The organism is Paraeggerthella sp. (assembly GCF_048427265.1).
GTDB lineage: Bacteria > Actinomycetota > Coriobacteriia > Coriobacteriales > Eggerthellaceae > Paraeggerthella > Paraeggerthella hominis.
This window is the reverse complement of the sequence record NZ_DBFOSR010000128.1, coordinates 38,832-63,363: the sequence shown is the minus strand read 5'-3', so window position 1 is coordinate 63,363 and position 24,532 is coordinate 38,832. Positions and strand designations below refer to the sequence as shown.

The 24,532-nt window shown below is 61.4% G+C and carries 15 protein-coding genes; all 15 read left to right on the top strand.

Annotated elements, in window-relative coordinates; translation table 11 throughout:
* The coding region (locus ACMNI9_RS11540) for an MBG domain-containing protein (protein WP_418832239.1) at positions 1-1,572 on the top strand (1,572 nt) is incomplete at its 5' end.
* Between the two features lie 16 nt (positions 1,573-1,588).
* Positions 1,589-2,164: a hypothetical protein gene (locus ACMNI9_RS11535; protein ID WP_216529042.1), complete on the top strand. Its 576-nt coding sequence runs from the start codon at positions 1,589-1,591 to the stop codon at positions 2,162-2,164.
* 207 nt (positions 2,165-2,371) lie between these two features.
* Entirely contained in the window at positions 2,372-4,081 is a 1,710-nt protein-coding gene (locus ACMNI9_RS11530; RefSeq protein ID WP_114566526.1) for an AMP-dependent synthetase/ligase, read from the top strand.
* A complete protein-coding gene (locus ACMNI9_RS11525) occupies positions 4,074-4,301 on the top strand; it encodes an acyl carrier protein (RefSeq protein ID WP_114566527.1) in 228 nt (75 codons plus the stop codon). The genes ACMNI9_RS11530 and ACMNI9_RS11525 overlap by 8 nt, the downstream gene beginning before the upstream one ends.
* An 11-nt stretch (positions 4,302-4,312) precedes the next feature.
* Positions 4,313-4,975 carry a 4'-phosphopantetheinyl transferase family protein gene (locus ACMNI9_RS11520; RefSeq protein ID WP_114566528.1) on the top strand — a complete coding sequence of 221 codons (663 nt, stop codon included), beginning with the start codon at positions 4,313-4,315 and terminating at the stop codon, positions 4,973-4,975.
* Between the two features lie 86 nt (positions 4,976-5,061).
* Positions 5,062-12,582: an amino acid adenylation domain-containing protein gene (locus ACMNI9_RS11515; RefSeq protein WP_418832236.1), complete on the top strand. Its 7,521-nt coding sequence runs from the start codon at positions 5,062-5,064 to the stop codon at positions 12,580-12,582.
* 1 nt (position 12,583) lies between these two features.
* Complete coding sequence (locus ACMNI9_RS11510) at positions 12,584-14,401, top strand: histidine kinase N-terminal 7TM domain-containing protein (protein WP_216529047.1); 1,818 nt, start codon at positions 12,584-12,586, stop codon at positions 14,399-14,401.
* A 51-nt stretch (positions 14,402-14,452) separates the two neighbouring features.
* Complete coding sequence (locus ACMNI9_RS11505; RefSeq protein ID WP_418832233.1) at positions 14,453-15,928, top strand: HD domain-containing response regulator; 1,476 nt, start codon at positions 14,453-14,455, stop codon at positions 15,926-15,928.
* A gap of 283 nt (positions 15,929-16,211) precedes the next feature.
* Positions 16,212-17,111 (top strand): substrate-binding domain-containing protein, encoded by a 900-nt coding sequence (locus ACMNI9_RS11500; RefSeq protein ID WP_114566532.1) that lies wholly within the window; start codon positions 16,212-16,214, stop codon positions 17,109-17,111.
* 30 nt (positions 17,112-17,141) lie between these two features.
* Positions 17,142-18,014 carry a phosphate ABC transporter permease subunit PstC gene (pstC, locus tag ACMNI9_RS11495; protein WP_114566533.1) on the top strand — a complete coding sequence of 291 codons (873 nt, stop codon included), beginning with the start codon at positions 17,142-17,144 and terminating at the stop codon, positions 18,012-18,014.
* Positions 18,014-18,982 (top strand): phosphate ABC transporter permease PstA, encoded by a 969-nt coding sequence (gene pstA / locus ACMNI9_RS11490; RefSeq protein ID WP_418832230.1) that lies wholly within the window; start codon positions 18,014-18,016, stop codon positions 18,980-18,982. Before pstC ends, pstA begins: the two co-directional genes overlap by 1 nt.
* A gap of 121 nt (positions 18,983-19,103) precedes the next feature.
* A complete protein-coding gene (gene pstB / locus ACMNI9_RS11485) occupies positions 19,104-19,844 on the top strand; it encodes a phosphate ABC transporter ATP-binding protein PstB (protein WP_225748979.1) in 741 nt (246 codons plus the stop codon).
* 670 nt (positions 19,845-20,514) lie between these two features.
* Positions 20,515-21,207: a response regulator transcription factor gene (locus tag ACMNI9_RS11480; protein ID WP_418832227.1), complete on the top strand. Its 693-nt coding sequence runs from the start codon at positions 20,515-20,517 to the stop codon at positions 21,205-21,207.
* A gap of 3 nt (positions 21,208-21,210) precedes the next feature.
* Positions 21,211-22,680 carry a sensor histidine kinase gene (locus ACMNI9_RS11475; RefSeq protein WP_114566537.1) on the top strand — a complete coding sequence of 490 codons (1,470 nt, stop codon included), beginning with the start codon at positions 21,211-21,213 and terminating at the stop codon, positions 22,678-22,680.
* 446 nt (positions 22,681-23,126) lie between these two features.
* A complete protein-coding gene (locus tag ACMNI9_RS11470; RefSeq protein WP_418832222.1) occupies positions 23,127-24,467 on the top strand; it encodes a replication-associated recombination protein A in 1,341 nt (446 codons plus the stop codon).
* Positions 24,468-24,532 lie beyond the last annotated feature (65 nt).

Here is a 24,532-nt window from a genome sequence, read left to right as displayed (position 1 = left end):
AAGTTCGAGGGCTGGTACAAGGGCGACGCGCGCATCGAGGGGGCCGGGGCGGCGCTGAGCGCCGAGCTGGCCGCCGCCAACGTCGACCGCGACGGCGACCTGTACAAGGCGACCACCTTCACGGCCAAGTTCGTCCCCGATTTCTCCACGCTCAGTGCAAGCGGCTTCGACGTCACCTACGACGGCGCTCCGCATAAGGTGCTGCTGCACGGCGTTGTTCTGCCCGGCGATACAATCGAATATTGGGTTGGCGACACGCAGCTTGCTGCCAACGAGTTCGTCAATGTGGCGGATTCCACCGAAGTTACCGTGAAGGTGATCCGCGGAACCCAGGTGTGGACCAGCAATTCGGTAACCGCCAGAATCACTCCCGCGCCCGCCACCATCAAGGTTAACGACTCGTCCAAGAAGTTCGGGGAATCCGACCCTGCCTTCACGGGTGCGGTCGAAGGGCTGATCGGCTCCGATTCGCTGGGCAATGTGGTTTACAGCCGCACCAACAACGATGAAGCTGTCGGTTCCTATGCAGGTGTCCTTACTGCTACGGTCGACAATCTCAACGGCAACTACACCTATACGGTGGAGCCGGGCGACTTCTCCATCGAGCCCGCAGACGGCAATATCGTTCGCATCACGTCCGATGCCGAAGGTTTGACGAAGGTCTACGACGCGCAGCCTGTATCCGTTACGGCCGAGGCTGACGTCGAGGGCTCCACGCTGCTGTACTCGGTGGACAACGGGGCAACCTGGTCTGAGAGCAATCCGTCGTTCACGAATGCCGGAACGTACACGGTGCACGTGAAGGCCACGCATCCGGGGTACCGGGAAACGGCTCCGGTGAGCGCGACCGTTGTCATCACCCCTGCGCCCGTCACCATTACGGTTGCCGATGCTTCCAAGGTTGCAGGTGCCGCCGATCCGACCTTCACCGGCACGGTCGAGGGCCTGGTGGCCGAAGGCGATCTGGGCGACGTGGCCTACGTCCGTCCCGGCGGCGAAGAGGCCGTGGGCGTGTACCAAGGCGCTCTGACCGCTCTGTTCACGCAGAATCCGAACTACGCGGTTTCCGTGATCAACGGTACGTTCACCATTACGGCTCCGCCGATTCCGCCGATTCCGCCCGACCCGGTCGAGCCTACTCCGACGCCTACGCCGCTGCCCGAACCGGGCACGGTTCCTCCTGACAGCCCGCTGGCGCCTATCGTTGCGCCCATCGTGGACGTGCTCGGGGGCGCTGCCGAAGCGGTCATCGGCGACAACGAGACCCCGCTTGCTCAGCGCGAAACCGAAATCTCCGATGGGGAAACGCCGCTTGCTGGTCACGATCATGCGTCGTGCTGGGTGCACTGGTACATCATACTGGGCATCATTGTCACGGCCATATATTCCGCTTGCGTGACGCTGCGTCGCAGCCTGTTCTCTCGTAAGCTGAAGCAGTACGAAGACAACCTGACCGGGGGCGGTGACCCCGCTCCCGGCGCGCCTTCTCGGTTCGACGACGAGGCCTCCGCGGCAAACGTTTCTCAGGGTGCTCCTGCGGGGACGGTTGCAGCTGCCGGGTTGAACGAGTAGGGAAGGGAGGATACGCATGAAAAAGAGCAACGTCATCGTCTTTGCCCTGCTTGCGGCAATCTCGGTATTTCTGCTGTGGCTGTGGTACTTCTTGGGCTTTAACAGGGTCGACGATCCGCTTGACCTGGTTTTGTCCATCGTATGGTGGGCGGTTATCGCGGTTTCCATCGCGGTCATCGTTCGCGCGGAGCGGGTTCGCCGTCGGCGCATTAGAACCGTGTACGTGGGCGACAATGCCACGTTCAACAGCGAAAAGGGGCTTATGCGCTTTTCGGAGGGGGAGCCCATGCAAGACGTGGTAGCTTCCATTGTTGAAAACTTGAAGTACGACTTCACGCGCGAGGAGTTTCCCGATAAGGAAGCGTTTCAAGCGAAGTATTTCGTGCGCACGAAGGAATTCCGGACGGAAGAAAACCCCGAGGCCGTAAAGGACCAGTCGATGGAATCTGCTCAGACCGCATTGGATTCCTCTGCGTCCGCGCGCCGCGCATGGACGGGCGAAGTGGTCGTTGCGGCCACTGGCGAGGAAAAGCCGTTTGGAACGCCCGAAGAATTGGCTGCTATTTTGACCACGCTAGGAGCTGCGGCTTAAAAGCCGCCTTTCTGGTCGCGCTTGCATCGACAGCCCTTCCGGCGAAGTTTCTGGAAGGGCTGCTTCTTAGCTTACGCGACATCGTCGTTTGATCATGGTTCGACCGCGTGAGTCCTGCGGTGCAAGTTGGGTAGACGCTTCTCTTGCTTGCAGGGCCTGGTAGGCTTTTGAACGTTTAATTGCAAGTAGAATGGTTGTGATTCTCGTATGAGGAGCTATCGACTTAACGACATCGAGGAATTACCCGACCTGCGTCATCTGCTCGAACGCAGCGCGCGGCTCTTTTCGGGTAAAACCGCATTTGCCGAGCTGTCGCGTTCTTCGGGGCTGCGCGAAGTGAGCTACGCTTGCTTTCTCGAGGACGTGCGGGCCTTGGGCACCGCGCTTTTGGAGCGCGGGTACGCCGGCAAGCGCATCGCGCTCATCGGGGAAAACTCCTACGCGTGGATTCTTGCGTACTTCGCGATCGTCAACAGCGGGATGACGGTGGTTCCCTTCGATAAAGAGCTTTCCTGCTCTGAGATCGTCGACCAAATGGCAAGGGCGAACGTTGATGCGCTGTGCCATACTGCATCGTACGCGCCCGAGGCGCGTCGCGCGGCCGATGCGTTGAAGGAGCGCCGCGGGCTCGATGTGGAGCTTTTTGACATGGGGTCGTTGTCTGCGGGCGAATTGGCATGTGACCTGCTTTCTTGCGGGCGAGATCAGATCGCGCTCGGCAACGATCGGTACGCGCGGGTTGAACTGGATCCGGATGCGGTGTGCTCGATTTTGTTCACATCGGGAACCACGGGCGTGAGCAAGGGCGTTTTGCTGAGCCATCGAAACTTCGCATCCAATATAAAAGGGGCTTGCGAGCTGGTGCTTTTCGGCCCGCAGGATACGCTGGTCTCCGTTCTCCCCATCCATCACGCCTACGAGGACATGGCGGGCATCTTCTGTCCGTTGTACTATGGGTGCACCGTGGGGCTCTGCTCCGGTTTGAAAATGCTCCCGAAATGCCTCGACGCGTTCAAGCCTACCATTCTGTGCTTGGTCCCCTTGTACGTCGAAACGTTCAGAAGCAAGATTCTTCGCGCCGCAAAAGAGGGCGGCCGCGAACGACAACTTGCTTTCGCCTGCAAAGCAAGCTCGCTGCTTCGGCGCATTGGCGTCGACGTTTCGGACAAGTTGCTCGCGCAGCCCCGGGAGGCGTTCGGCGGCCGTCTGCGACTTGTCATCTGCGGAGGAGCGCCGCTCGATCCAGCCTATGCGCCGTTTTACCGCTCTCTCGGCATCAATCTTATTCAAGGGTACGGCATTTCCGAATGTTCTCCCATTGTTTCGGTCAACCGCAACAACGAGTTCAAAGACGATTCCGTTGGCCGAGTGATTTCGTGCGCGCGCGTGCGGTTCGACGAAAGCGGGCAGATTTGGGTCAACGGCCCGTCGGTCATGGCGGGGTACTTGGATGAAGAAGCCGAAACGCTGGTCGACGGTTGGTTTCCAACGGGCGATCTGGGATGTTTGGACGCGGATGGGTTTCTGCACATCACGGGTCGGTGCAAAGACATCATCGTCCTGAGCAACGGCAAGAACGTTATGCCCCAGGAAATCGAGCGTGCTTTGACGGCGTGCGATTCCGTAGCCGAAGCGGTGGTTATCGGCGGGCCTGGAACAGGCAACGGTTCCGAGTGCTTGGCGGCGCACATCTACCCGGACTTTGAAGCTATCGGGTTGGATGCGAAGTCTCCAGAAGCTGCGGCGGCCGCTCGGGATCGGGTGCGCGCCGATATCAGGCGCGTTAACAGGGGCCTGGCGTTTTACAAGCGCATAGCAACGTTTGCGGTGCGCGCCGAGCCGTTCGAGAAAACGACAACGCGCAAGGTAAAGCGGTTTTTGCTTGTTGAGGATACGAAGGGAATGGTACATGTTTGATCGCGTTCGAAGCATCATCCAGGGCTACATCCAGCGCGACGACCTGGAGATCACGCTTGATACCGACGTGCTGAGCGACCTGGGCATCAACTCGCTTGAGTTGGTGGAGCTGGTGTGCGCGTTCGAGATGGAATTCGACCGGGAGATACCGGAAAAAGACATTCGCCAGTTCGTGACGGTCGAAGACATCGTGCGTTATCTGGAAGCGATCGAAGCGTAGGCTGAAGCGCCGTGGACCTGTTCCTTGCATCCGTGCCCGCCGCTGACGAGAAGCTGCTCGCCAAAGCGGCGCTTCCCTTTGCGACGCCGGCGAAGCGCGCCCGCATGGAGCGTTGCCGCGTTGCGCAGCAGCGCGCGGGCATGGCGCTCGCCGAGGTTCTGCTTGCGTGGGCGCTGCATGAAAAGCGGGGCGTGAACTTGCGCGCCGTTGAGCGCTTCGAGGGCGATTACGGAAAGCCGTTCGTGCGCTACGCTGACGGCTCGGTCGAATTCAGTTTGAGCCATTCCGGATCGTACGTCCTGGTCGGGATCGATGATGTCCCCATTGGCGTGGATATCCAGCAACGGCGCCAGGCGGACGAGCGGCTTGCGCGCAAGGTTATGGACGCGGCCTCGTTCGAAGCATGGCTGGAATCTTCCGACAAAGCAACGCTCTTCTGCGATTGCTGGGCTCGCATGGAAAGCGAGCTGAAGTGGTGGGGAGTTGGAATCGCGGGTCTTGGAAGGGCCGATCTTGTTCTTCCGGAAGGCGTGTCGTCATGCGCGGTTGATGCTCCTGCCGGGTATTCGGCTTCCGTGTGCGCTGCGTTGCCGAAACCCGCCCCGTTGCGGGCGTCTCCTCGAACCGTGCAGATTGAGGAGTTGCTTGCTTTTGCCGAAAGGGAAGGGCTGTGATCGTGAAGCAAAACGAGGATACCCGTAGCGCGTTGCCGTTGCCCGATGCGCCGGCGCGCGCAAGCAGAAACGAAGGAGCGTCCCTTATGGCAGGTCGGTATCCGTTGACTCACCCGCAGAGCCGCATTTGGCATGTCGAGCAATCGCATCCGGGAACCAGCATGTGGAACAACGCCGGTACGCTCAAGATTCGCGGGCGTCTTGATTTCGATTTGCTGGACAAGGCCATTCAGCTGTTTTTGGAGGCGAACGAGTCTCTTCGCTTGCGCATCTGCCTTGTCGACGGCCAGCCCATGCAGTATGTGGCTGCACATCGGCCCGTACATATCGATCGACTGGATTTCAGCTCCACGGGCGTGAAGGGGCTGTATGAGTGGGATGTTCGTCAAACGCAGGCGCCCATGTCGCTGATCGACAGCCCCCTCTATTACTTCGCTTTGGCGAAAACCGCCCCCGACGAGGGGTACCTGTACGCGAAGATGCACCATATCATCTCCGACGGCGTGTCGTTCGTGGTGTTCGCAAACGAGGTCATGGACTGGTACGATATGCTTTTGCGCGGGGAAACTCCCGTGCCCCGGCCTGCAATTTCGTATCTCGATTACGTCGAGGAGGAACGTCTCTATCGGGAATCCAAGCGATTCGCTTACGACGAGGCGTACTGGCTCAAGCGGTTCTCCGACTTCTCCGATGCCACGCTGCTCAAGCCTCGAACGTCGGACTGCTTTGCAACGAAAGCGAAGCGCAAGGCGTGCGTGCTTTCAGCTGAGCTTTCCACGGCGGTGCGGGGCTTTTGCAAAGAGCATCGCGTGTCGGTGTTCGCGTTGCTGCTGTCCGCGTTTTCCGTGTATCTGAATCGCGTGTTGGGGAAAGAAGACCTGGTCATAAGCGCTCCTGTATCGAACCGCACGTTCGCGGGGTCCAGTGAGCGTTTCGGTATGTACGTGAGCACGGTGCCCGTGCGGGTGGCGGTCGACAACGAGCGTGCGTTTTTGGATTTTGCCGAAGGGGTGTCCAACGAATGGTTTTCCGTTCTCAAGCATCAGCGGTATCCGTACGACGTGCTCATGGAGAAGATTCGCGAACGTCGTCCCGACATCGACCAGCTGTACGATATTTCCTTGTCGTACCAGGTGGGGACGTTCGAAACGAAGAAGCGCTGCTTCTCCTACGAAGGGCGTTGGCATTTCAGCGGGCATCAGGCATCCTCGCTCAACATTCACTGGAACGATCGCGAGAACAACGGGCGTTTCGTGCTGGATTACGATTACCTCTCGCCCCTGTTCGCGGCGAAGGAAGTTGATTTCATCCACGAGCATTTGTGCAACATCGTAGCCGATGCCGTTGCTCATCCCGAAAAGCGGCTTTTCGAGCTTGCCATGGTTTCTGCGGAAGAGCGAGACAAGGTGCTGTACCGGTTCAACGACACCGATGACGGCTTCGAGCGAACCGACCTGGTCAGCCTATGGAAGCGCCGCGTTGCCGAGGGTCCCTGCGAACCGGCGTTGACCTATCGCGGTCGAAGTTGGACGGCGGCCGATTTGGACCGGGCCTCCGACGAGGTTGGCAACGTGCTCGCGAACGCGGGGGTTGCGCCGGGCGATGTGGTCGCGCTTGCGTTGCCGCGAAGCGACGTCTACTATGCGGCCATGCTGGGCGCCCTCAAGGCGGGCGCGGCGTTCATGCCCATTGATCCCTCGCTTCCCGAGGAGCGCGTTCGCTATATGCTGAACGAGTCAGGCACGCGGTTCGCGCTGGTTGGACCAGGGGATTTGGAGGACCGACAGAAGGGGGCGCTCCTGTCGGTCCCCGTGGCCTCGCTGCGCGCCGAGGAGCTTGTGCGGCGCGTTTCTTGCGTGCGATCGGAGGCGGCCGCGGGGAAGAGCCGCTGCTTGGAGGGTGCTGCCTCAGAGGGGATCTGCGCTGCACGGCGCTTTCCCGATCCCGGCCAGGCGGCGTACCTCATCTACACGTCGGGCTCGACCGGCACGCCGAAGGGCGTGGTGGTCGAACATGCGCAGATTGCCCACTTCGTGCTGTCGATGCGCGCGGTGTGGGGTCGCACCCCCGGCGGCAGGATGCTGTGCGTGGGGCCAGTGTCGTTCGACATCAACATCATGGAGGCGGCTGTCGGCTTGTTCTCGAACCGTACGCTCGTGGTGGCCGACGATCGGCAGGCCGACTACCCCGACGACCTGTGCGCGCTTATGGGGAAAGAGCGCGTGGACCTTATGATGGTCACGCCGGGACGCATGGAGATGATCCTTTCGGCCCAGGCGGGCGCTCATGCGCTGCGAGGGGTTCGGGAGATCGGATTGGGGGCCGACGTGCTCCCGCCCGAGCTGCTGCGGCGCATCCAGCAGGTTACGTCGTCGTGCGTCACGAACTTCTACGGACCTACCGAAGTGACGATTGCGGCCACGTGCTGCGACGTGACCGGCCGTGTCGACGTCAACATAGGTCGGCCCATGAACGGCGTGCGCGTCTACATTCTGGACCCGCACCTCAATCCGGTTCCGATTGGCGTTCCAGGTGAGCTGTACGTTGGAGGCGCTGGCGTGAGCAGGGGATACGTTGCGCGTGCCGAGTTGACGGCCGAGCGCTTCGTGCCGTCTCCCTTCGTGGAAGGGGAGCGTCTTTACCGCACGGGCGACGTGGGCCGCTGGTATCCGCTTGGCGAAATCCAGTTTCTCGGGCGCATCGACCGCCAGGTGAAGATTCGCGGGTACCGCGTTGAGCTGGGAGAGATCCAGAACAGGCTGCTGCAGTTGGAGGGGATCCGTTCGGCGGCGGTGGTGGCGCACGACGAGCAGGACGGACGCAAATCGCTGTGCGCGTACGTGGCGGGGGACTGCGTGCCCCCTGCTGCGCGGATGAAGGCGCACCTGTCCGAATCGCTGCCGTTCTACATGGTTCCCTCGTGCTTCGTGGAGCTCGACGAGCTTCCTCTTACGACAAGCGAAAAGCTTGACGTGCGTCGTCTCCCCAAGCCTCAACGGGAGGCGGTGGGCGCGCGCTTGTTCGAAACCAATACTCAGCGAAAGCTCGCGGAGCTGTGGGAGGGCATCCTGGGGATGGGTTGCGTTCGTCCCGACGATCACTTTTTCGAAATCGGCGGGGATTCGCTGTCCATCGTGCGCATGATAGCCGCAGTGGCCGATGCCTTCGATGCGAACATCGATTTGGTGGACGTGTACCGCGACCCGACGCTTGCCGCCTGTGCCGCGCTGATCGATCGGGCGGAGGCCAGCTACTGCAAGCCGGTGAAGCCCGTGGCAGCGCGCCGTTACTATCCGGCCACGTCAACGCAGCAGCGCATGGTTTTGGCGGCAAGCGAGGCCCCCGATTCCGTTGCTTACAACGTGCCGGCGTTGTTCGTGTTCGAAGGCATGCTCGACGAGGACCGGCTCAAGGCCGCCTTGGAAAAGCTGCTCGCTCGGCATGCCGTTCTGCGCACGTCGCTGCACGTGCGCGACGGCGCGATCGTGCAACGGGTTCATCGTTCGGTCGAGGTGCCGTACGAGTCGGTTGCGTGCGCCGACGCCCGCATCGCGGCATGCGCGAAGCGGCGCGTTCGGCCCTTCGACGTCTCAAGCGCTCCGCTCATGCGGCTTGTCTCCATTCGAACGCCCCGGCGGCATGCGTTGCTGTTCGACTTCCATCATGCCGTTTGCGACCAGGCGGGGCTTCGGATCGTGCTCGACGACTTCGCCGCTTTGTACCAGGGGGACGCGTTGCCTCCTCTTGCCGTCGATTACAAAGATTGCGCTGTTTGGCTGGAGGGGCGCCTTGCCTCGGACGCTTTGGAGCAACATGCGGCGTATTGGCGCGAACGGCTTTCCGGTGACCTTCCCGTGCTGGCCCTGCCCACCGAGCGCCCTCGAACGGGCGAACGGAAGGGGGCAACGTGCGAGGCGCGCATCGCCGCGAGCGCGCTCGCATCGTTGCATGCCCTTGTCCGCTCCCAAAAGGCAACGATGGCTACGGCGCTCATGACCGTGTTCGGGCTGGTGCTTTCCCGTACCGCCTTGCAAGACGAGGTGGTGATCGGCATGCCCGTGGAAAACAGGATGCAACCCGCGATGCAGCATACGGCGGGCGCTTTCATCAACACGGTTCCGGTGCGGTGCGCGTTTTCGGACGGGCAGACCGTCCGCGCATGCTTCAACGCGGTGCATCGCGCTTTGAGCGAAGCCGTTTCCCATCAGGATTATCCGTTCGAGCGCATCGTGACCGATGCGGGGGCCGCGCGTCAGCGCGGGCGCAACCCCTTGTTCGATGCAATGCTCGTGTTCGGGAAAGACCAGGTGAACTTGACGCTTGAAGGCGTATCCGCAACGCCTCGGTTCGTGGACGTTGCAACGGCGAAGCTCGACGTGACGCTGTTCGCCTACGAAGCGGCGGACGGCCTGACGTGCAGATTGGAGTACGATCGAAACCTGTTTTCCGCTGCAGCAGCGCGGCGCATGCTCGATCGTTTCGTCCATACCGCAGCAACGCTGTTCGAGGCTCCCGACGAGGGCGTCGCGCGCGTGAGCGTGCTGCCCTTGGAAGAATATCAGCTGGTGACAAGCGGGTTTGCGGGAGATAAGGTGCCCGTTCGCAACCGGCCTCTCTGCGCGTGGGTGGAAGACCTTGCCGACCAGCGCCCGTGCGACGAAGCCGTTGTGGCCTCGGACGGTCGGCTGACGTTTTCCGAGTTGGATCGGCAAGCTGACTGCATCGCATGCGCTCTTGCCGAAGCAGGGGCAGGGCCCGGAGCACTGGTGGCTGTCATGATGCGTCGCAGCGCGGCGCTGCTTCCGGCTTTGTTCGGCGTTATGAAAGCGGGCGCTGCTTACGTTCCCGTCGACCCGACGTATCCGGCTGATCGCAAGGCGCTCATGCTGGCCGATAGCGGGGCGCGCCTTGTGCTGGTCGATCGCCAGACGTGCGACGCCTGCCCGGAGGTCCCGTCCGCCGCGGCAAGGGTGGTCGTCGAGGATGCGCTTCTTGCGCGCGCCTCGTTGGATTCGGCGCAGGCTCGCAACGAGCGTATGCGCAGGTGCTCCGAGGCGAAGCCGGACGACCCTGCGTACGTCATCTACACAAGCGGGTCGACCGGGGTGCCGAAGGGAAGCCTTCTTACGCGTGCGGGCGTGGCGAACCTGCGCGATGCTATGGCTTCGTGCATCGGTTACCGTCCTGCATGGACCGCGGTCTCGGTGACCACGATGTCGTTCGATATCTTCGTTGCGGACGCGCTGCTTCCCTTGACGTACGGCTGCCGTACCGTGCTCGCCGACGAAGAGGAACTTCGACAGCCTCGTTTGCTGGCCGGTCTTATCGAGCGCGAACGGGTCGATTTTTTGCAGGCGACGCCCTCGCGCATGCAAATCATGGTGCGCGACCAGGCGTTCGTCCAAGCGGCTTCGCGGCTTTCGACCGTGGTGCTGGCAGGAGAGAAGCCGCCGCTTCCGTTGGTTCGAACGTGCAAGCGCATCATGCCTGGCGCACGTCTTAAAAACGGGTACGGCCCGACCGAGGTGACCGTGTACACTTCGTTTCAGGATATGACCGACTGCGCGTACGTGAGCATTGGGCGACCTATCGCGAACACGCGCGTCTACGTGCTCGACGAGGCGCTGCGGCCTGTTCCCGTGGGAACGTACGGGGAAGCCTACATTGCCGGAGCGGGAGTGTCGCCGGGCTACATCGGCCGCCCCGATCTGAACGAGTCGCGCTTTCTCCCTGATCCGTTTCACGAGGGAGGCGTTATGTACCGATCGGGAGACGTGTGCCGTTACGACGAGCACGGCGAGCTGTTCATTGCGGGGCGCGTCGATCATCAGGTGAAGGTGCGCGGTTTGCGCATCGAGCCCGGCGAGATCGAAGCGGCCCTGTGCGCTCTTGACGGCATCGCCGAAGCCGTGGTGGTGGCGCACGGGGCGGGAGAGCGCAAGCAGCTGGTTGCGTACTATACGGCGTCCGAGCCGCATGAGGTTTCGCGGTTGCGGTCTGCGCTTGCGGCGCAGCTCCCTTCGTTTTTGGTGCCCGCGCGCTTCGTTTATCTCGAGGCTCTGCCCGAAACGGCAAACGGAAAGGTGGATCGCGGGCGCCTTCCCGATCCGGACGCGAGCGCTTGCGCGACGACGGCCGAGCCTTCCCGCCCGCTTTCCGGCGCGCCTGCGAAGCGGGCGTATTCGGCCGAGGAACGACGGCTCCTGCGCGCGATCGAGCACGTCCTGGGAGTGCGCGGCGTCAGCCTGACCGACAACGTGTTCGATCTGGGAGGCGACTCCTTGGCGGTCATCTCCATCCAGGCACGGCTCGCCCCGCACGGGTGGACGCTGCGCACGCAGGATTTCTACGATGCCGATACCATCGGGGATCTGCTCGCACGTGCGCACATGCCTGGCGCGAAGAGCGTTTCCGAGCATCAGCAGAACACGGGCGGAAGCGCATCGGATCGTCGTTTGGCCGATCGAAGCGAAGCGGCGGCATCGGTTGCGCGCAATGCGGCAGCGGCTTGCGAAAAGCCCGTTGCCGCATGTTCTCTCGACCGTGTGCTCGTAACGGGAGCAACCGGGTTTCTGGGCGCCCATGTGGTGGCGGAGCTTTTAGCTGCGGGCGCGGGGGAGGTGCTTTGCCTGGTGCGCGCCGCCGACGACGTCGAGGCGCAGGTGCGCCTCGATCATGCACTGGCAGCTTACGGGATGGACTTTGCCCCTGCGGTCCGCGCCGTGCGTGGAGACGTGTCGAAAGACGATCGCGGTTTGGCCGCGTCGCTCGGTGCGATCGACGCGGTCTTTCACTGCGCGGCCATCACCGACCATGTTGGTCGGCGCGAGGAGTACGAACGCGTCAACGTCGAGGGCACGCGTCGCATGCTGGAGCTGGCCGCTATGCTGGAAGCGCAGTTCATGCACGTGTCGACGATGAGCGTGGCCGGCAGGGGCGGTGCGCTGTTCGACGAGCGATCGTTCGACGTGGGGCAAGACGTCGATTTCAACGAATATGCTCGAAGCAAGTACCGGGCTGAGGCCGTCGTGCTCGACGCTTTCGCGAAGGGCGCTGCGGGTCGCGTGTTTCGCGTGGGGAATCTGACGGGCCGCGCTCGTGACGGGGCGTTTCAGCGCGACGTTTATCGCAACGCCTTCGCGATGCGCCTTGCCGCTTACGCCCGTTTGGGATGCTATCCTGAAAGCCTGGCCGAACGGTTCGAGATGACGCCCGTCGACTCCTGCGCGCGCTCCATCGTGCTTTTGGCAACGTGCGACTCGCATTGCATTGCGCACGTATGCAGCGATCGGCAGATCGACGTCAAGGAGCTTGCCGCGCTTTTGAGGCGTTGCGGCCACCCTGTTGAGCCGGTGTCCGACCAAGCGTTTGCCCAGTGCGTTTCCGAACGCCTGAACAGCGAGTTCAAAAGCTTGTTCGGCATCGTTCGGGATGTTGTGGAACGCCCTGCCGTCCAACCCACCGAGGCGTCGGTGGCGGCCACGTGCGCTGCGTTGCAGGCGAAGGGCTTTTCCTGGCCGGACCCCGATGCGGCGTACTTCGCCCCTTACTTCGCTCAGATTCAAGCCGCCGTCGAGGCTTCGGGCCCCGTTCGAGAAAGGAGCTAACGTGGACGCTGCTTCCGCAATCGTGTTGACGGTGGTTCTCATCGCGCTGGTCGCCATGCTGTGCTACGTGGCGTTCGCCAAAGAGAAGAAAACGCTTCACTACCTGTTCATCACCATCATCATCGAGCTGATCGTATGGAATACGGCGGTGCTCGGCGGCAAGTACGTTGCCGCCGATCCAGGGCTTTCCGTGTTCGTTGACAACTTCGCCTACTTTGGGGCCGCATTTGTGCCGGTCACCATGCTGCTGCTGGGTTTGGCGTACCAGAAAAGCTTCAAAGGCTTTTCGAGGGCTTACGGGCTGCTGTTCGTGTTTCCCGTTATCACGATGGTTGTGATATTCACGAACGACTTCCACCATCTTTTCTACCTTTCGTACACGCCGGGCGTGGGGTACGTGCAGGGACCGTACTTCGTGTTCTATGCCCTGTATTCGTACGCGTGCCTGTTCACCGGCATGGGGCTGCTGTGCTATACCGCCATCAAAACCTCGGGCGTGCTTTCGCTTCAGGCGCTGCTCAACGTTGCGGCTGCGCTTATTCCCACGGTCACGAACATCTGCTACACGCTGCACGTCCCCGGCTTCTACGTGTACACTACGCCGGTTGCGTTCACCATCACCGTGCTGCTCTACATTGTGTCGCTGTTTCGATTCGGCTTCCTTAAAACCGTTCCCATTGCCACGCAAACCGTCATCAATCGCATTTCGGACTGTTTCGTGGTCATCGATCGCGAACTCCGCATGCTCGATTGCAACGAATCGTTCACGCGCCAGTTCTACGATCGATCGAGCGCCCAGAAAAAAGCGAAGCTCGACGATTTGCTGATCGGCATGGGATTGTCCGCCGACCAGGTTGTCTCCGTTCGTTGGAACACTGCGGTTGCCTTCGAGTCCGGCCGTTTGCAAACGGCCGACCTTGCCGTCGAAACGGGCGAAGGTCCTTTGTTCTACACGGTTGAGTACACGCCTTTGTCGGAGAGCTTGTCGTATCCGGCGCTCGTGCTGTTGTTCAAAAACGTCACGCAGCACGTGCTTGACCTGCAGGCGCTGCGCGACAATCAAGACATCCTGCTTGAGCGGGAGCGCTTGGCTTCGCTCGGGCAGATGATCGGCGGGATCGCGCACAATCTCAAAAGCCCCATTTTGGCTATTTCGGGAGGAATCGACCAGGTGCAATGGCTGGTGTCGGAGTATCGCGACTCGGTAGGGGACCAAGAGGTTACCGACGACGACCATCGCGAGATCGCTCGCGATATGGACGAGTGGCTTGCGAAGATGAAGATCCAGCTTTCGTACATGTCCGACATCATATCCACCGTCAAGGGGCAGGCAGCCCAATTCAGCGAGGACTCCTCGCATCCGTTCACCGTTGGCGAGGTGCTGAAGCGAACGCAGATACTCATGCAGCATTCGCTCGTGAAGGGCGGATGCACGCTGGAAACCGAGGTGAACGTCAATCGTGAGCAGGTGGTGTTCGGCGACGTGAACAGTCTTGTCCAGATTCTAGATAACGTCATCGACAATGCCATCCATGCGTATAATGGGGATGGTGGCACGATTAAGCTGAACGTGGAGCCGGTCGAGGACGGCGTGCGGTTCTCCGTTTCCGATCAAGGGGCGGGCATTGCGCCCGACGTTCAAAAGCTCCTGTTCAAAGAGATGACGACAACAAGGGGCAAGCATGGGACCGGGCTTGGCCTGTACATGTCCTACAGTACGGTAAAAGGCATGTTCCGCGGCAGCATGTGGTTCGAAACACAGCCGGGCGCGGGCACCACGTTCTTCATTCAGATTCCTTTGGCAGGAAAGCGAGGGTAGCATTGTATGCGCAAGCGGCGTAGTCGGGAGGTTTCCGAGGAATACCGTATTATGGTCGTCGATGACGAAGAGGGGATCATCGACACCGTTGTTGCCATGGTGAATCGCAGCGGATACTGGTGCAAGGGGTTCACCAATCCGCTTGAAGCGCTCGAGGAGCTTGAGCGCGAGCACTACGACCTGCTCATCCTCGACTATTTTATGCAGCCCATTCACGGCGACGAGGTGGTCGAGCGCATTCGCAAGACCGATTACGAGCTGTACATACTTCTTCTGACCGGGCATAAAGAGCTTGCGCCGCCGGTGAGCACGCTCAAGTCTTTGGCTATTCAGGCGTATTGCGAGAAAAGCGACCGCACCGACCAGCTGCAGCTGTTGGTGGAATCCGGCGTCAAGTCCATCAGCCAGATGCGCACCATAAAGCGGTTCCAGGAAGGGCTCAACAGCATTTTGGGCGCCGTCCCCAAAATCTACCAGCTTCAGCCCATCGGCAACATACTCGAGGAGATTCTTCGTCAGATCCTGCCCTTGGTCAACGGCGAGGACGCGTTCATTCTCATAGACGAGCTGCCCGAGTCGTTCGATCCTGCGGCGGGCACGGGCTCTCAAGAGCGCAAGAGCATCTTCTGCGGCATCGGCGCGTACCGCGGCTCGGTGGATTCGTTCACCAGCCTTTTGGATCACGATCTCATGGAGGCCGTCGGCCGCGCGCGCACGGATTGCGCGCTCGTGCATGCTCCCGAGGGCGTGGTGCTGCCGCTGTGCGACGAGCAGAAGCGCTCGCTCGGGGTGATTTACGCGCGCAACGTGTCGAGCGAGTACGGCATCAAGCTTTTGGAGATTTACGCCCATCAAGCTGCATCGTCTATCAGCAACGCGTTTCTGCATTCGCTCGTCAATATCAAAAACGAAGAACTGCATGACACGTACGCGCAGCTCAAGCAGCGGTACATGGATACGGTCGAGGTGCTGCGCCTGGCGGTCGACGCGAAAGACGAGTACACGCGCGGCCACTCCGATCGCGTGGCGGCCTTGGCGGTGGAGATCGGTCGAGCGTACGGGTTCGACGCCGATGCGCTCGAAGAGCTGCGGGTGGCCGGCCTGTTCCACGACATCGGCAAGATCGGGACCGCCGACGATATCCTGCTCAAAACCGACACGCTCGACGATGCCGAGTACGAAGAGATCAAGCGTCATCCCATGAAGGGAGCCATGATCTTGTCGGCCGTGTCGATGTTCGAGAGCATTGTGCCCGTGATCAGGCACCATCACGAGCGTTACGACGGACGGGGCTATCCTGACGGCATCGCCGGTCAGGACATCGAGCTGAACGCGCGCATTATCGCGGTGGCGGATGCGTTCGATGCCATGACCTCGGATCGCCAGTATCGGGCGCATCTTTCGTTCGAAGATGCGGTGCAGCAGCTGCGCGACGGCGCGGGCACCCAGTTCGATCCCTCCGTGGTCGATTGCATGCTTCGCCTGATCGAGACGCAGCCGAGAATCTTGCACATCGTGCGTCGTTAGCTTGCTTTGGCGCGCGGCGTTGCTGGCGTATCCAGGCGCGCGCCGTGCTCGTCGGCCTTCTGGCAGGCGGGCGGGCGCGCCGGTTCACCTGGATGTCGGCTTTGGTGCGTAATTAAGTAATTGTAATTCTGAACTGGGCAAACGATAAACTTTACAGAGTTTTAACCCGCATCCGACATTCCTTTGATGCTTCAACTTCATCATGTTCTTTGCAACGGGCCGGAAGGCCCGTACTACTGCAACGAGCAATGCGCTCGAGGGGCGCATCGAAGGAAGGAAGAGCATGAAGAAGCGTTTGGTTATGGCGGTGAGCGCGGCGGCGCTGGCGCTGGGTCTGTTCGGGTTGTTCGGCTGCGCGTCGGGCGACGGCGGTGCGGCTGACGGCGAAAGCTCGTCGTCTCCGTCGGGCGCGGTTTCCGTGTACTCGCGCGAGGACGGCTCTGGCACGCGCGGCGCGTTCGTCGAGCTGCTTGGCATCGAGGAGAAGGACTCGAGCGGCAAGAAGGTTGACATGACCACGCCTTCGGCGGCCATCACGAACTCCACGTCCGTCATGATGACTTCCGTGTCCGGCGACAAGAACGGCATCGGGTACATTTCTCTGGGTTCCCTGAACGACACGGTGAAGGCCCTTGACATCGATGGCGCCCAGCCCACGGCCGAAAACGTGAAGAGCGGCGAGTACAAGGTTGCCCGTCCCTTCAACATCGTGACGAAGGACGGCCTGTCCGACGTGGCTCAGGATTTCGTGGCTTACATCATGAGCGCTGACGGCCAGAAGGTCGTCGAAGAGAACGGCTTTATCTCGGTTGCCGACAGCGCTTCCGCCTACAAGGCTTCCGGCAAGTCCGGCAAGATCGTCATCGCGGGCTCTTCTTCGGTGACTCCGGTCATGGAGAAGCTGGCCGAGGCTTACAAGGCGCTCAACTCCGGCGTGACCATCGAGGTGAACCAGTCCGATTCCACCACCGGCGTCAACATGGCTACGGAAGGCACCTGCGACATCGGCATGGTCTCCCGTGAGCTGAAGGACTCCGAGACCGGCGTCAAGGCGACGGTCATCGCGCAGGACGGCATCGCCATCATCGTGAACAACGGCTCTACGGTGGACGGCCTTACTTCCGATCAGGTGAAGGGCATCTACACCGGCCAGCTGACCACGTGGGAAGACGCGCTGGCCTAAGGGCGAGCGACGTAATCGAGTAGGACTCGCATGTCTCGCGTACACATCAAAGAAGGCATTGCGAAGGCGCTGTTCGTAGCTGCCGCGGGGATCTCGATCCTCGCGGTGGCCCTTATCTGCGTCTTCCTTTTTGCGAACGGCGTACCGGCTATCGCGCAGATCGGCCTTCCGGAATTTCTCTTCGGTACAACGTGGCGTCCGGCCAACGATATCTACGGCATCTTCCCCATGATCGTGGGCAGCGTATACGTAACGGCGGGCGCTATGGTGGTGGGCGTCCCTACGGGGCTTCTGTGCGCCATCTTCCTGTCCCGCTTCGCCAGCGGCAAGATCGCGGCGGTGCTCAAGCCGGGCGTGGAGCTTTTGGCGGGCATTCCGTCGGTCGTGTACGGCTTCTTCGGCCTGGTGATCATCGTGCCGTTCATTCGCGCTAACGCCCCGGCCGACGCTCCGGGCAACGGTTTGTCCTTGCTGGCGGCTGCCGTGCTTCTGGGCATCATGATCCTGCCCACTATCATCACCGTCGCGCAAAGCGCGCTCGACGCCGTTCCCAAGAAGTACTACGAAGGGGCGCTTGCTCTGGGCGCGGACCATGAACGTACGGTGTTTCGCGTTATCGTGCCCGCCGCCGTGTCCGGCATCATGGCCGCGGTGGTGCTGGGTGTGGGCCGCGCCATCGGCGAGACCATGGCCGTCATCATGGTCGCCGGCAACCAAACGCTCATTCCCGAGAGCATATTCAGCGGCGTGCGCACCATGACGGCGAATATCGTGCTGGAGATGGGCTACGCCGCCGATCTGCACCGCGGTGCGCTTGTTGCCACCGGCGTGGTGCTGTTCGTGTTCGTCTTGCTCATCACCATGTTGTTCAACGTCATCAAGAAGCGGGGTGAGATGAGGTAATGGCACCGAAATTGACTATTGCCTACGAATCCGGCGATGCGAGCCCCGTTGCGCCGTCCAATCCAAACGACCGCATCGACACCTTGTTCGCAGCAGCGGAAACCCGCCATGGCAAAACCCGCCGCATCGTATCCGCCCTTCTGCGTTGGGTGGTGTACTTGGGCGCGTTGGTCACAGCCGCGGTGCTCTTGTTCCTGGTGGGCTATATTTTGGTGAACGGCGTGCCATACCTCACGCCGAGCCTGTTCGCATGGGAGTACACGTCCGATAACGTCTCGCTTATGCCGGCGCTGGTGAACACCCTGGTCATGGCTGGTCTTTCGCTGGTCATGGCGGTGCCTGTCGGCGTGGGGTCGGCAATCTATCTGGTGGAATACGCGAAGCGCGGCAGCAGGTTCGTGCAGATCGTGCGCACGACCACCGAAACGTTGCAGGGCATTCCCTCCATTATCTACGGCTTGTTCGGCATGCTGTTCTTCGTGACGGCCCTGCAATGGGGGCTGTCCCTTATGGCGGGCGCGTGCACGCTGGCCATCATGGTGCTTCCCGTGGTCATGCGTACCACCGAAGAGGCGCTGCTGGCCGTTCCCGACGCCTATCGCGAAGGCGGTTTCGGCTTAGGGGCCGGTCGCTTGCGCACGGTGTTTCGCTGCGTGCTGCCCACGGCCGTTCCGGGTATTCTGGGCGGCGTTATTTTGGCGCTCGGCCGCTGCGTCGGCGAGGTGGCGGCCCTTATCTTCACGGCGGGCTCCATCGCTCAGATCCCCAATTTCCTGGATGCGGGCGCCATGGCCGTGTTCGATTCAACGCGCACGCTGGCCGTGCACATGTACGTGCTTGCCAGCGAGGGCCTGCACGTGAACGAAACGTATGCTACGGCGGTGGTCTTGCTGATCATGGTGGTGCTGCTCAACTTGATGGCCACCTTCGCCGCGAAGAAGATGAACAAGGGAGGCAAAGATGACTAATGCCACGCTCGAAAAGACCGCCGATCAGGTGATCGTCAACCCCACCTACATGCCCACCGCTCAAGGTCAGGCCGCGGACCGTCGCGCGAAGGCCAAGGCGCCGTCCAACGCTCCCGCCAAAATGAGCGTGCGCGACCTTGACCTGTACTACAAGGACTTCCATGCGCTGAAAAGCATCAACCTGGATTTTCCCAAGAACCAGGTGACGGCTCTTATCGGGCCGTCCGGCTGCGGCAAGTCCACGCTGCTCAAGTCGCTCAATCGCATGAACGATCTGGTGGAGGGCTGTCGCGTTGAAGGCGAGATCGCCCTCGACGGCGAGGACGCGTACCGTTCCATTGACGTGAACAACCTGCGTCGCCGCGTGGGCATGGTGTTCCAGCAGCCCAATCCCTTTCCTATGAGCGTGTACGACAACGTGGCGTTCGGGCCGCGCACGCACGGTGTCAAAAACCGCGCCGACCTGGACGAGATCGTCGAGCAGAGCCTGCGCGACGCCGCTATCTGGGACGAGCTCAAAGATCGCCTGAAGAAGAACGCGCTGGGCTTGTCCGGCGGACAGCAGCAGCGCCTGTGCATCGCCCGTGCGCTCGCCGTTCGTCCCGAGGTGCTGCTCATGGACGAGTCCACCAGCGCGCTCGACCCCATCTCCACGGCCAAGATCGAGGACTTGGTAGGCGAGCTCAAAAGCAAGTACACCGTCATCATGGTCACGCACAATATGCTGCAAGCGCTGCGCGTGTCCGACAAAACGGCGTTTTTCCTGCTGGGCGAGATGGTGGAGGCTGGCGACACCGACGACATCTTCACCAACCCGAACGATCCTCGCACTGCCGACTACGTCGCTGGGCGGTTCGGCTAGGCCGAGCGGCGCGCGAGGCGGCCAGCGATTGGGCGTTCCGGCCGCCTTTCGCGTGGGGACGAGACGCCCGCGCGAGGGCGGGGCGCCCCGTGCGGAGGGGCCCTCGGGCGGAGGGGCCGCCCTTGCGGGGCTGCCTCGTGCGGAGGTGACCCGCGTGCGGCTCCCCGCTTTCGATCGCAAAAACCGTCTCGCTCCTGCATGGGTCCCGGCGTCGGCTCTGCCGTGGACGCGCGCGAGCTTTTTGCGCCGGGACCCTCGGGCTGTTCGGCCGTTTCGACAGCGGATGCCGCAAAACTTGGTGCAGAATCACGGGCGTGCGCTCCTTGAGCAGCCCATTACTTGCGGTTGTTTTGAGCGCTTGCATCAACAGGCCAGGTCATCGAAGCTCGACGGATTCGGCGGTTGCTGAAGGCGCTTATTCAAGAGCGCAGACCCGCGATTCTGTACCAAGTTCGGAGGTTTCCGCCGCCAGAAGAGCCCCCTGCCCGTTCGCGGGTCTCATCCTGCTCGGCTGCGCGGACGCCGTGGGGCGACCTCGGGGTTCGGCGAGCTGCCGAGGGCATGACCCCTGCACCACTTTACGCAAATTTGACTCGCTCGTTGCCCCGTTGGCAAGCACGCTGCTTTACAATGGGCCGAAACGACCGAAGCTGCCACCCGGGAGCCATCAATGATTTACTACGTAGAAGACGATACCAACATCCGCGACCTTACGGTGTACGCGCTCAAACAGGCGGGATTCGAGGCCGAGGGGTTCGCTGCGGCCGGCGAGTTCTTCGTAGCCTGCCGCGAGCGCGTGCCGGAGCTGGTTCTTTTGGACATCATGCTGCCCGAGATCGACGGGTTGGAAATCCTGCACATGCTGCGCGAGGACGCCAGCACGAAGCATCTGCCCGTCATGATGCTTACCGCCAAGGGAACGGAGTTCGATACCGTGTGTGGGCTCGATGCCGGCGCCGACGATTACCTGGCGAAGCCTTTCGGCATGATGGAACTGGTGTCGCGCGTGAACGCGCTTATGCGTCGCGCCTCCGCGCCGGCGGTCATTCCCGATGACGACATGGCATGCGGCCCGATCGAGCTGTGCGTTTCGGCCCATACGGTGTCGGTGGACGGTCAGCCGGTCACGCTCACGCTCAAGGAGTTCGACCTGCTGCATACGCTCATGAAGAACGCGGGGCACGTGCTGTCGCGTCGGCAGCTGCTCGAGGACGTGTGGGGCATGACGTACGTGGGCGAGACGCGCACGGTGGACGTTCATATCCAAACGCTGCGCCAGAAGCTCTCGGCGGTTCGCGAAGGCGCCGATTCCTGCATTAAAACGGTGCGTGGCGTTGGCTATTGCATCAAGCAGCCTTCTTAAGCTATGAGTCCCACGCATTTTACGGTGAAGAGCCTTTCAGGGAAAATCTTCTCGAGCGTCCTTGCGTTCACGTTGGGCATTATCTTGGTGCTGGCCGTGGTCATGACCACCATTTATTACTTGTCCTACGAGCACGACGCCGAGGCGGAAATCGCCGCGAACGCGCAGAACGCCGCCACGTATCTGAACGCCACGCCTACGTCGGCCAACCTTCCTGCGCTCGAGGAGCAGTTCTCGGGGCTGACCCGCTACACGCTGATCAGCGCGGACGGAACGGTGCTCTTCGACAGCGCTGCCGACACGTCGCACATGGACAACCATGCCGACCGCCCCGAAGTGCAGGAGGCTGCGAAGTCGGGCGAGGCCGTGACCATGCGTTATTCGGAAACGCTTGGAACCGACACCGTGTACGCGGCCGTGAAGCTTGACGACGGCACGTTCGTGCGCCTGTCCGAGACGCGTCATTCGCTGTTGTCGTTTCTGGGCGACATGCTCATGCCGGTTCTGGTGGCGCTCGTCATCGCCGTGGCCTTGGTGTTCTTGCTGTCCAAAGAGCTTACGAAGCGCATCATGAAGCCTATCGATGCGCTCGATTTCTCCAGCCCGCTCGAAAACGAGATCTACGAAGAGATGGACCCGTTGCTTATTCGCATCGACGAGCAGCAGCGCCAGCTCAAGCAGCAAAACCGCGAGCTTGCCGAGGCGGAGAACATGCGCCGTGATTTCTCGAGCAACGTGAGCCACGAGATGAAAACTCCCTTGCAGGTTATCTCCGGCTACGCCGAGCTCATGAAGAACGACATGGTGCAGCCGGCTGATCGCCAGAAGTTCGCCGCGCTCATCTACGACGAGGCTCAGGCCATGCGCTCGCTCATCAACGACGTGCTGACCTTGTCGAAGCTTGACGAATCGGCGTTCGGCAAAGAAGGCGCGTCCGTGATCGACCTGCACGGCGTGGCGCAGCGCGTGGCGGGGCGCTTGTCCAGCTTTGCCGCCGACCAGAACGTGAGCGTGAGCGTTGAGGGCGGTCGCGCGTGCATTGCCGGAAGCGAGACGCTCGCAGAGGAAATGCTCTACAACCTGATCGAGAACGGTATTCGTTACAACCATGAGGGCGGAAGCGTGACCATGTCGGTCGGGCTGGAAATGGTGAAGGCTCCCCGCGTTTCGGAGCGGACGGGGCGGATCGAAAGCCCTTCTCAGCGCCACGCTGCAAGCGAAGGCCAGCCCCTGGTCCAGAAACAGGCGGTTGTTCGGGTGACGGATACGGGTCCGGGCATTCCCGAGGAGATGCACGACAAGATCTTCGAGCGGTTCTTCCGCGTGGACAAAAGCCGGTCCAAGGAGACGGGCGGCACGGGCCTGGGCCTTGCCATCGTCAAGCACGCGGTCATCCACCACGGGGGAACGATCACGGTGGAAAGCGCCGAAGGCAAGGGGACTACCTTTGTGCTTCGGTTCCCGGCGGAATAGCGTCGAAGGCGGCCGGTGGCGACGCTGAAGGGGTTGGCGCCGGGGCGGGGAAGTCGAACTGATCCTCGTGCGGGGCGCACGAGGATGCGGGCGGTTCCGCGCTCGAGAAGATTGCCGAGTCAGTGATTTTGCAAGAAGAAAGCCCTACCCCCGGCCAGAAGGATGAACCCACCTCAAAAGGTGGGTGCTCGCAGTTCGCTTCCTGGCTTTCGCATCGACGGATGCGAATCTCCATTCCACGCACTATCTTGAGCTCCCTCGTGTATTAGCATCGGTCCATCGCAAAGTATGGCTTCGAGGGCAGGACCTGTACTTGAGTATATGGGCATCGAATGCAAAATAAAGTCTTGACATATATTTTCATGAAAAGGATCTCGAAAACAGCAGAGCCTGATTCGAAAAGCAGCTTCTAGGCAAACAAGCGTTCGCATGGTACCATACGAACCATGGATACCTTATTTACAGCAATGGAGAACGAACGGAAGTCCCAAGTGGCGCCTCTGGCGGTGCGCATGCGTCCGCGCACACTCGAAGAAGTGGTCGGGCAAGAAGAGGCCGTCGGTCCGGGAAGCTGGCTGCGCAACGCGATCGAGCAGGATCGCCTGAGCTCGGTTATCCTGTTCGGACCTGCGGGAACGGGCAAAACGTCGCTTGCCCACGTCATCGCGGAAACCACAAAGGCAACGTTTGTGGAGGTGTCGGCCATCGGCGGAACCGTTTCGGACCTCAGGCGCGAGATCGACGCAGCCGAAAAGCGCTTGTCCATGAGCGGTCTGCGCACCATCCTCTTCGTCGACGAGATCCATCGTTTCAACCGCAGCCAGCAAGACACCTTGCTGCACGCGGTGGAGGATCGTGTGGTGGTGTTGGTGGGCGCTACCACGGAAAACCCGTTTTTCGAGGTGAACTCGGCGCTGATCAGCCGTTCCCGGGTGGTCGAGCTGCACGGGCTGTCCGACGAGGAGATCGTTCGTCTGGTGAACCGTGCCGTTGCGGACGAACGGGGCCTGGCAGGTCTTTACCGGCTCGATGCCAAGGCGCTGCAGGCGATCGTGCTCCTGGCGGGAGGGGACGGGCGCACTGCGCTCACCACGCTCGAGCTTGCGGCGGGCATGGTGGAGCCGGGAACCTCGAAGGCTCCGGCCACCGTTTCGGAGGAAGCTGTGCGTGCCGCCACGCCGCATCGCGCGCTTCCTTACGACAAGAACAAGGACATGCACTACGACGTTGTTTCCGCGTTCATCAAATCCATGCGCGGAAGCGACCCCGATGCCGCCCTGTATTGGCTTGCCCGCATGATCGACGGGGGAGAAGACCCCAAGTTCATTGCGCGCCGCATGTTCATCGCTGCTTCCGAAGACATTGGAAACGCCGATCCTCAAGCGCTGCTTATTGCCGAGGCGGCGTTCAAATCGGCCGAGGTGATCGGCTATCCCGAATGCCGCATCAACCTGGCTCAGGCGGCGATCTACTTGGCCCTCGCCCCGAAAAGCAACGCGGCCGAGGCTGGCATCGACGCCGCGCTGGCCGAAGTGCGCAACGGCCCTCTGCGCAACGTGCCGGACCATTTGCGCGATCGGCACCGTCCGGGATCGGAGCAGTACGGCGTGTACAAGTACCCGCACAGCTATCCAAGCGGGTGGGTTGCCCAGCGCTACCTGCCCGACGGCTTGGAGCGGGGGTGCTTCTATCGTTCCAGCGACCGCGGATGGGAGGCGTATCGCAGCGAAGCCGCTGCTCGGGATCGCCTTTCTTCAGGAGAAAACCCCACGTCGCGCGAAAGGTAACCGATTTCCAACTCCTGTGAACGAGGGGTGGAAAGGCGGAGTGGTCTCGTTAGAATCAAAACCGA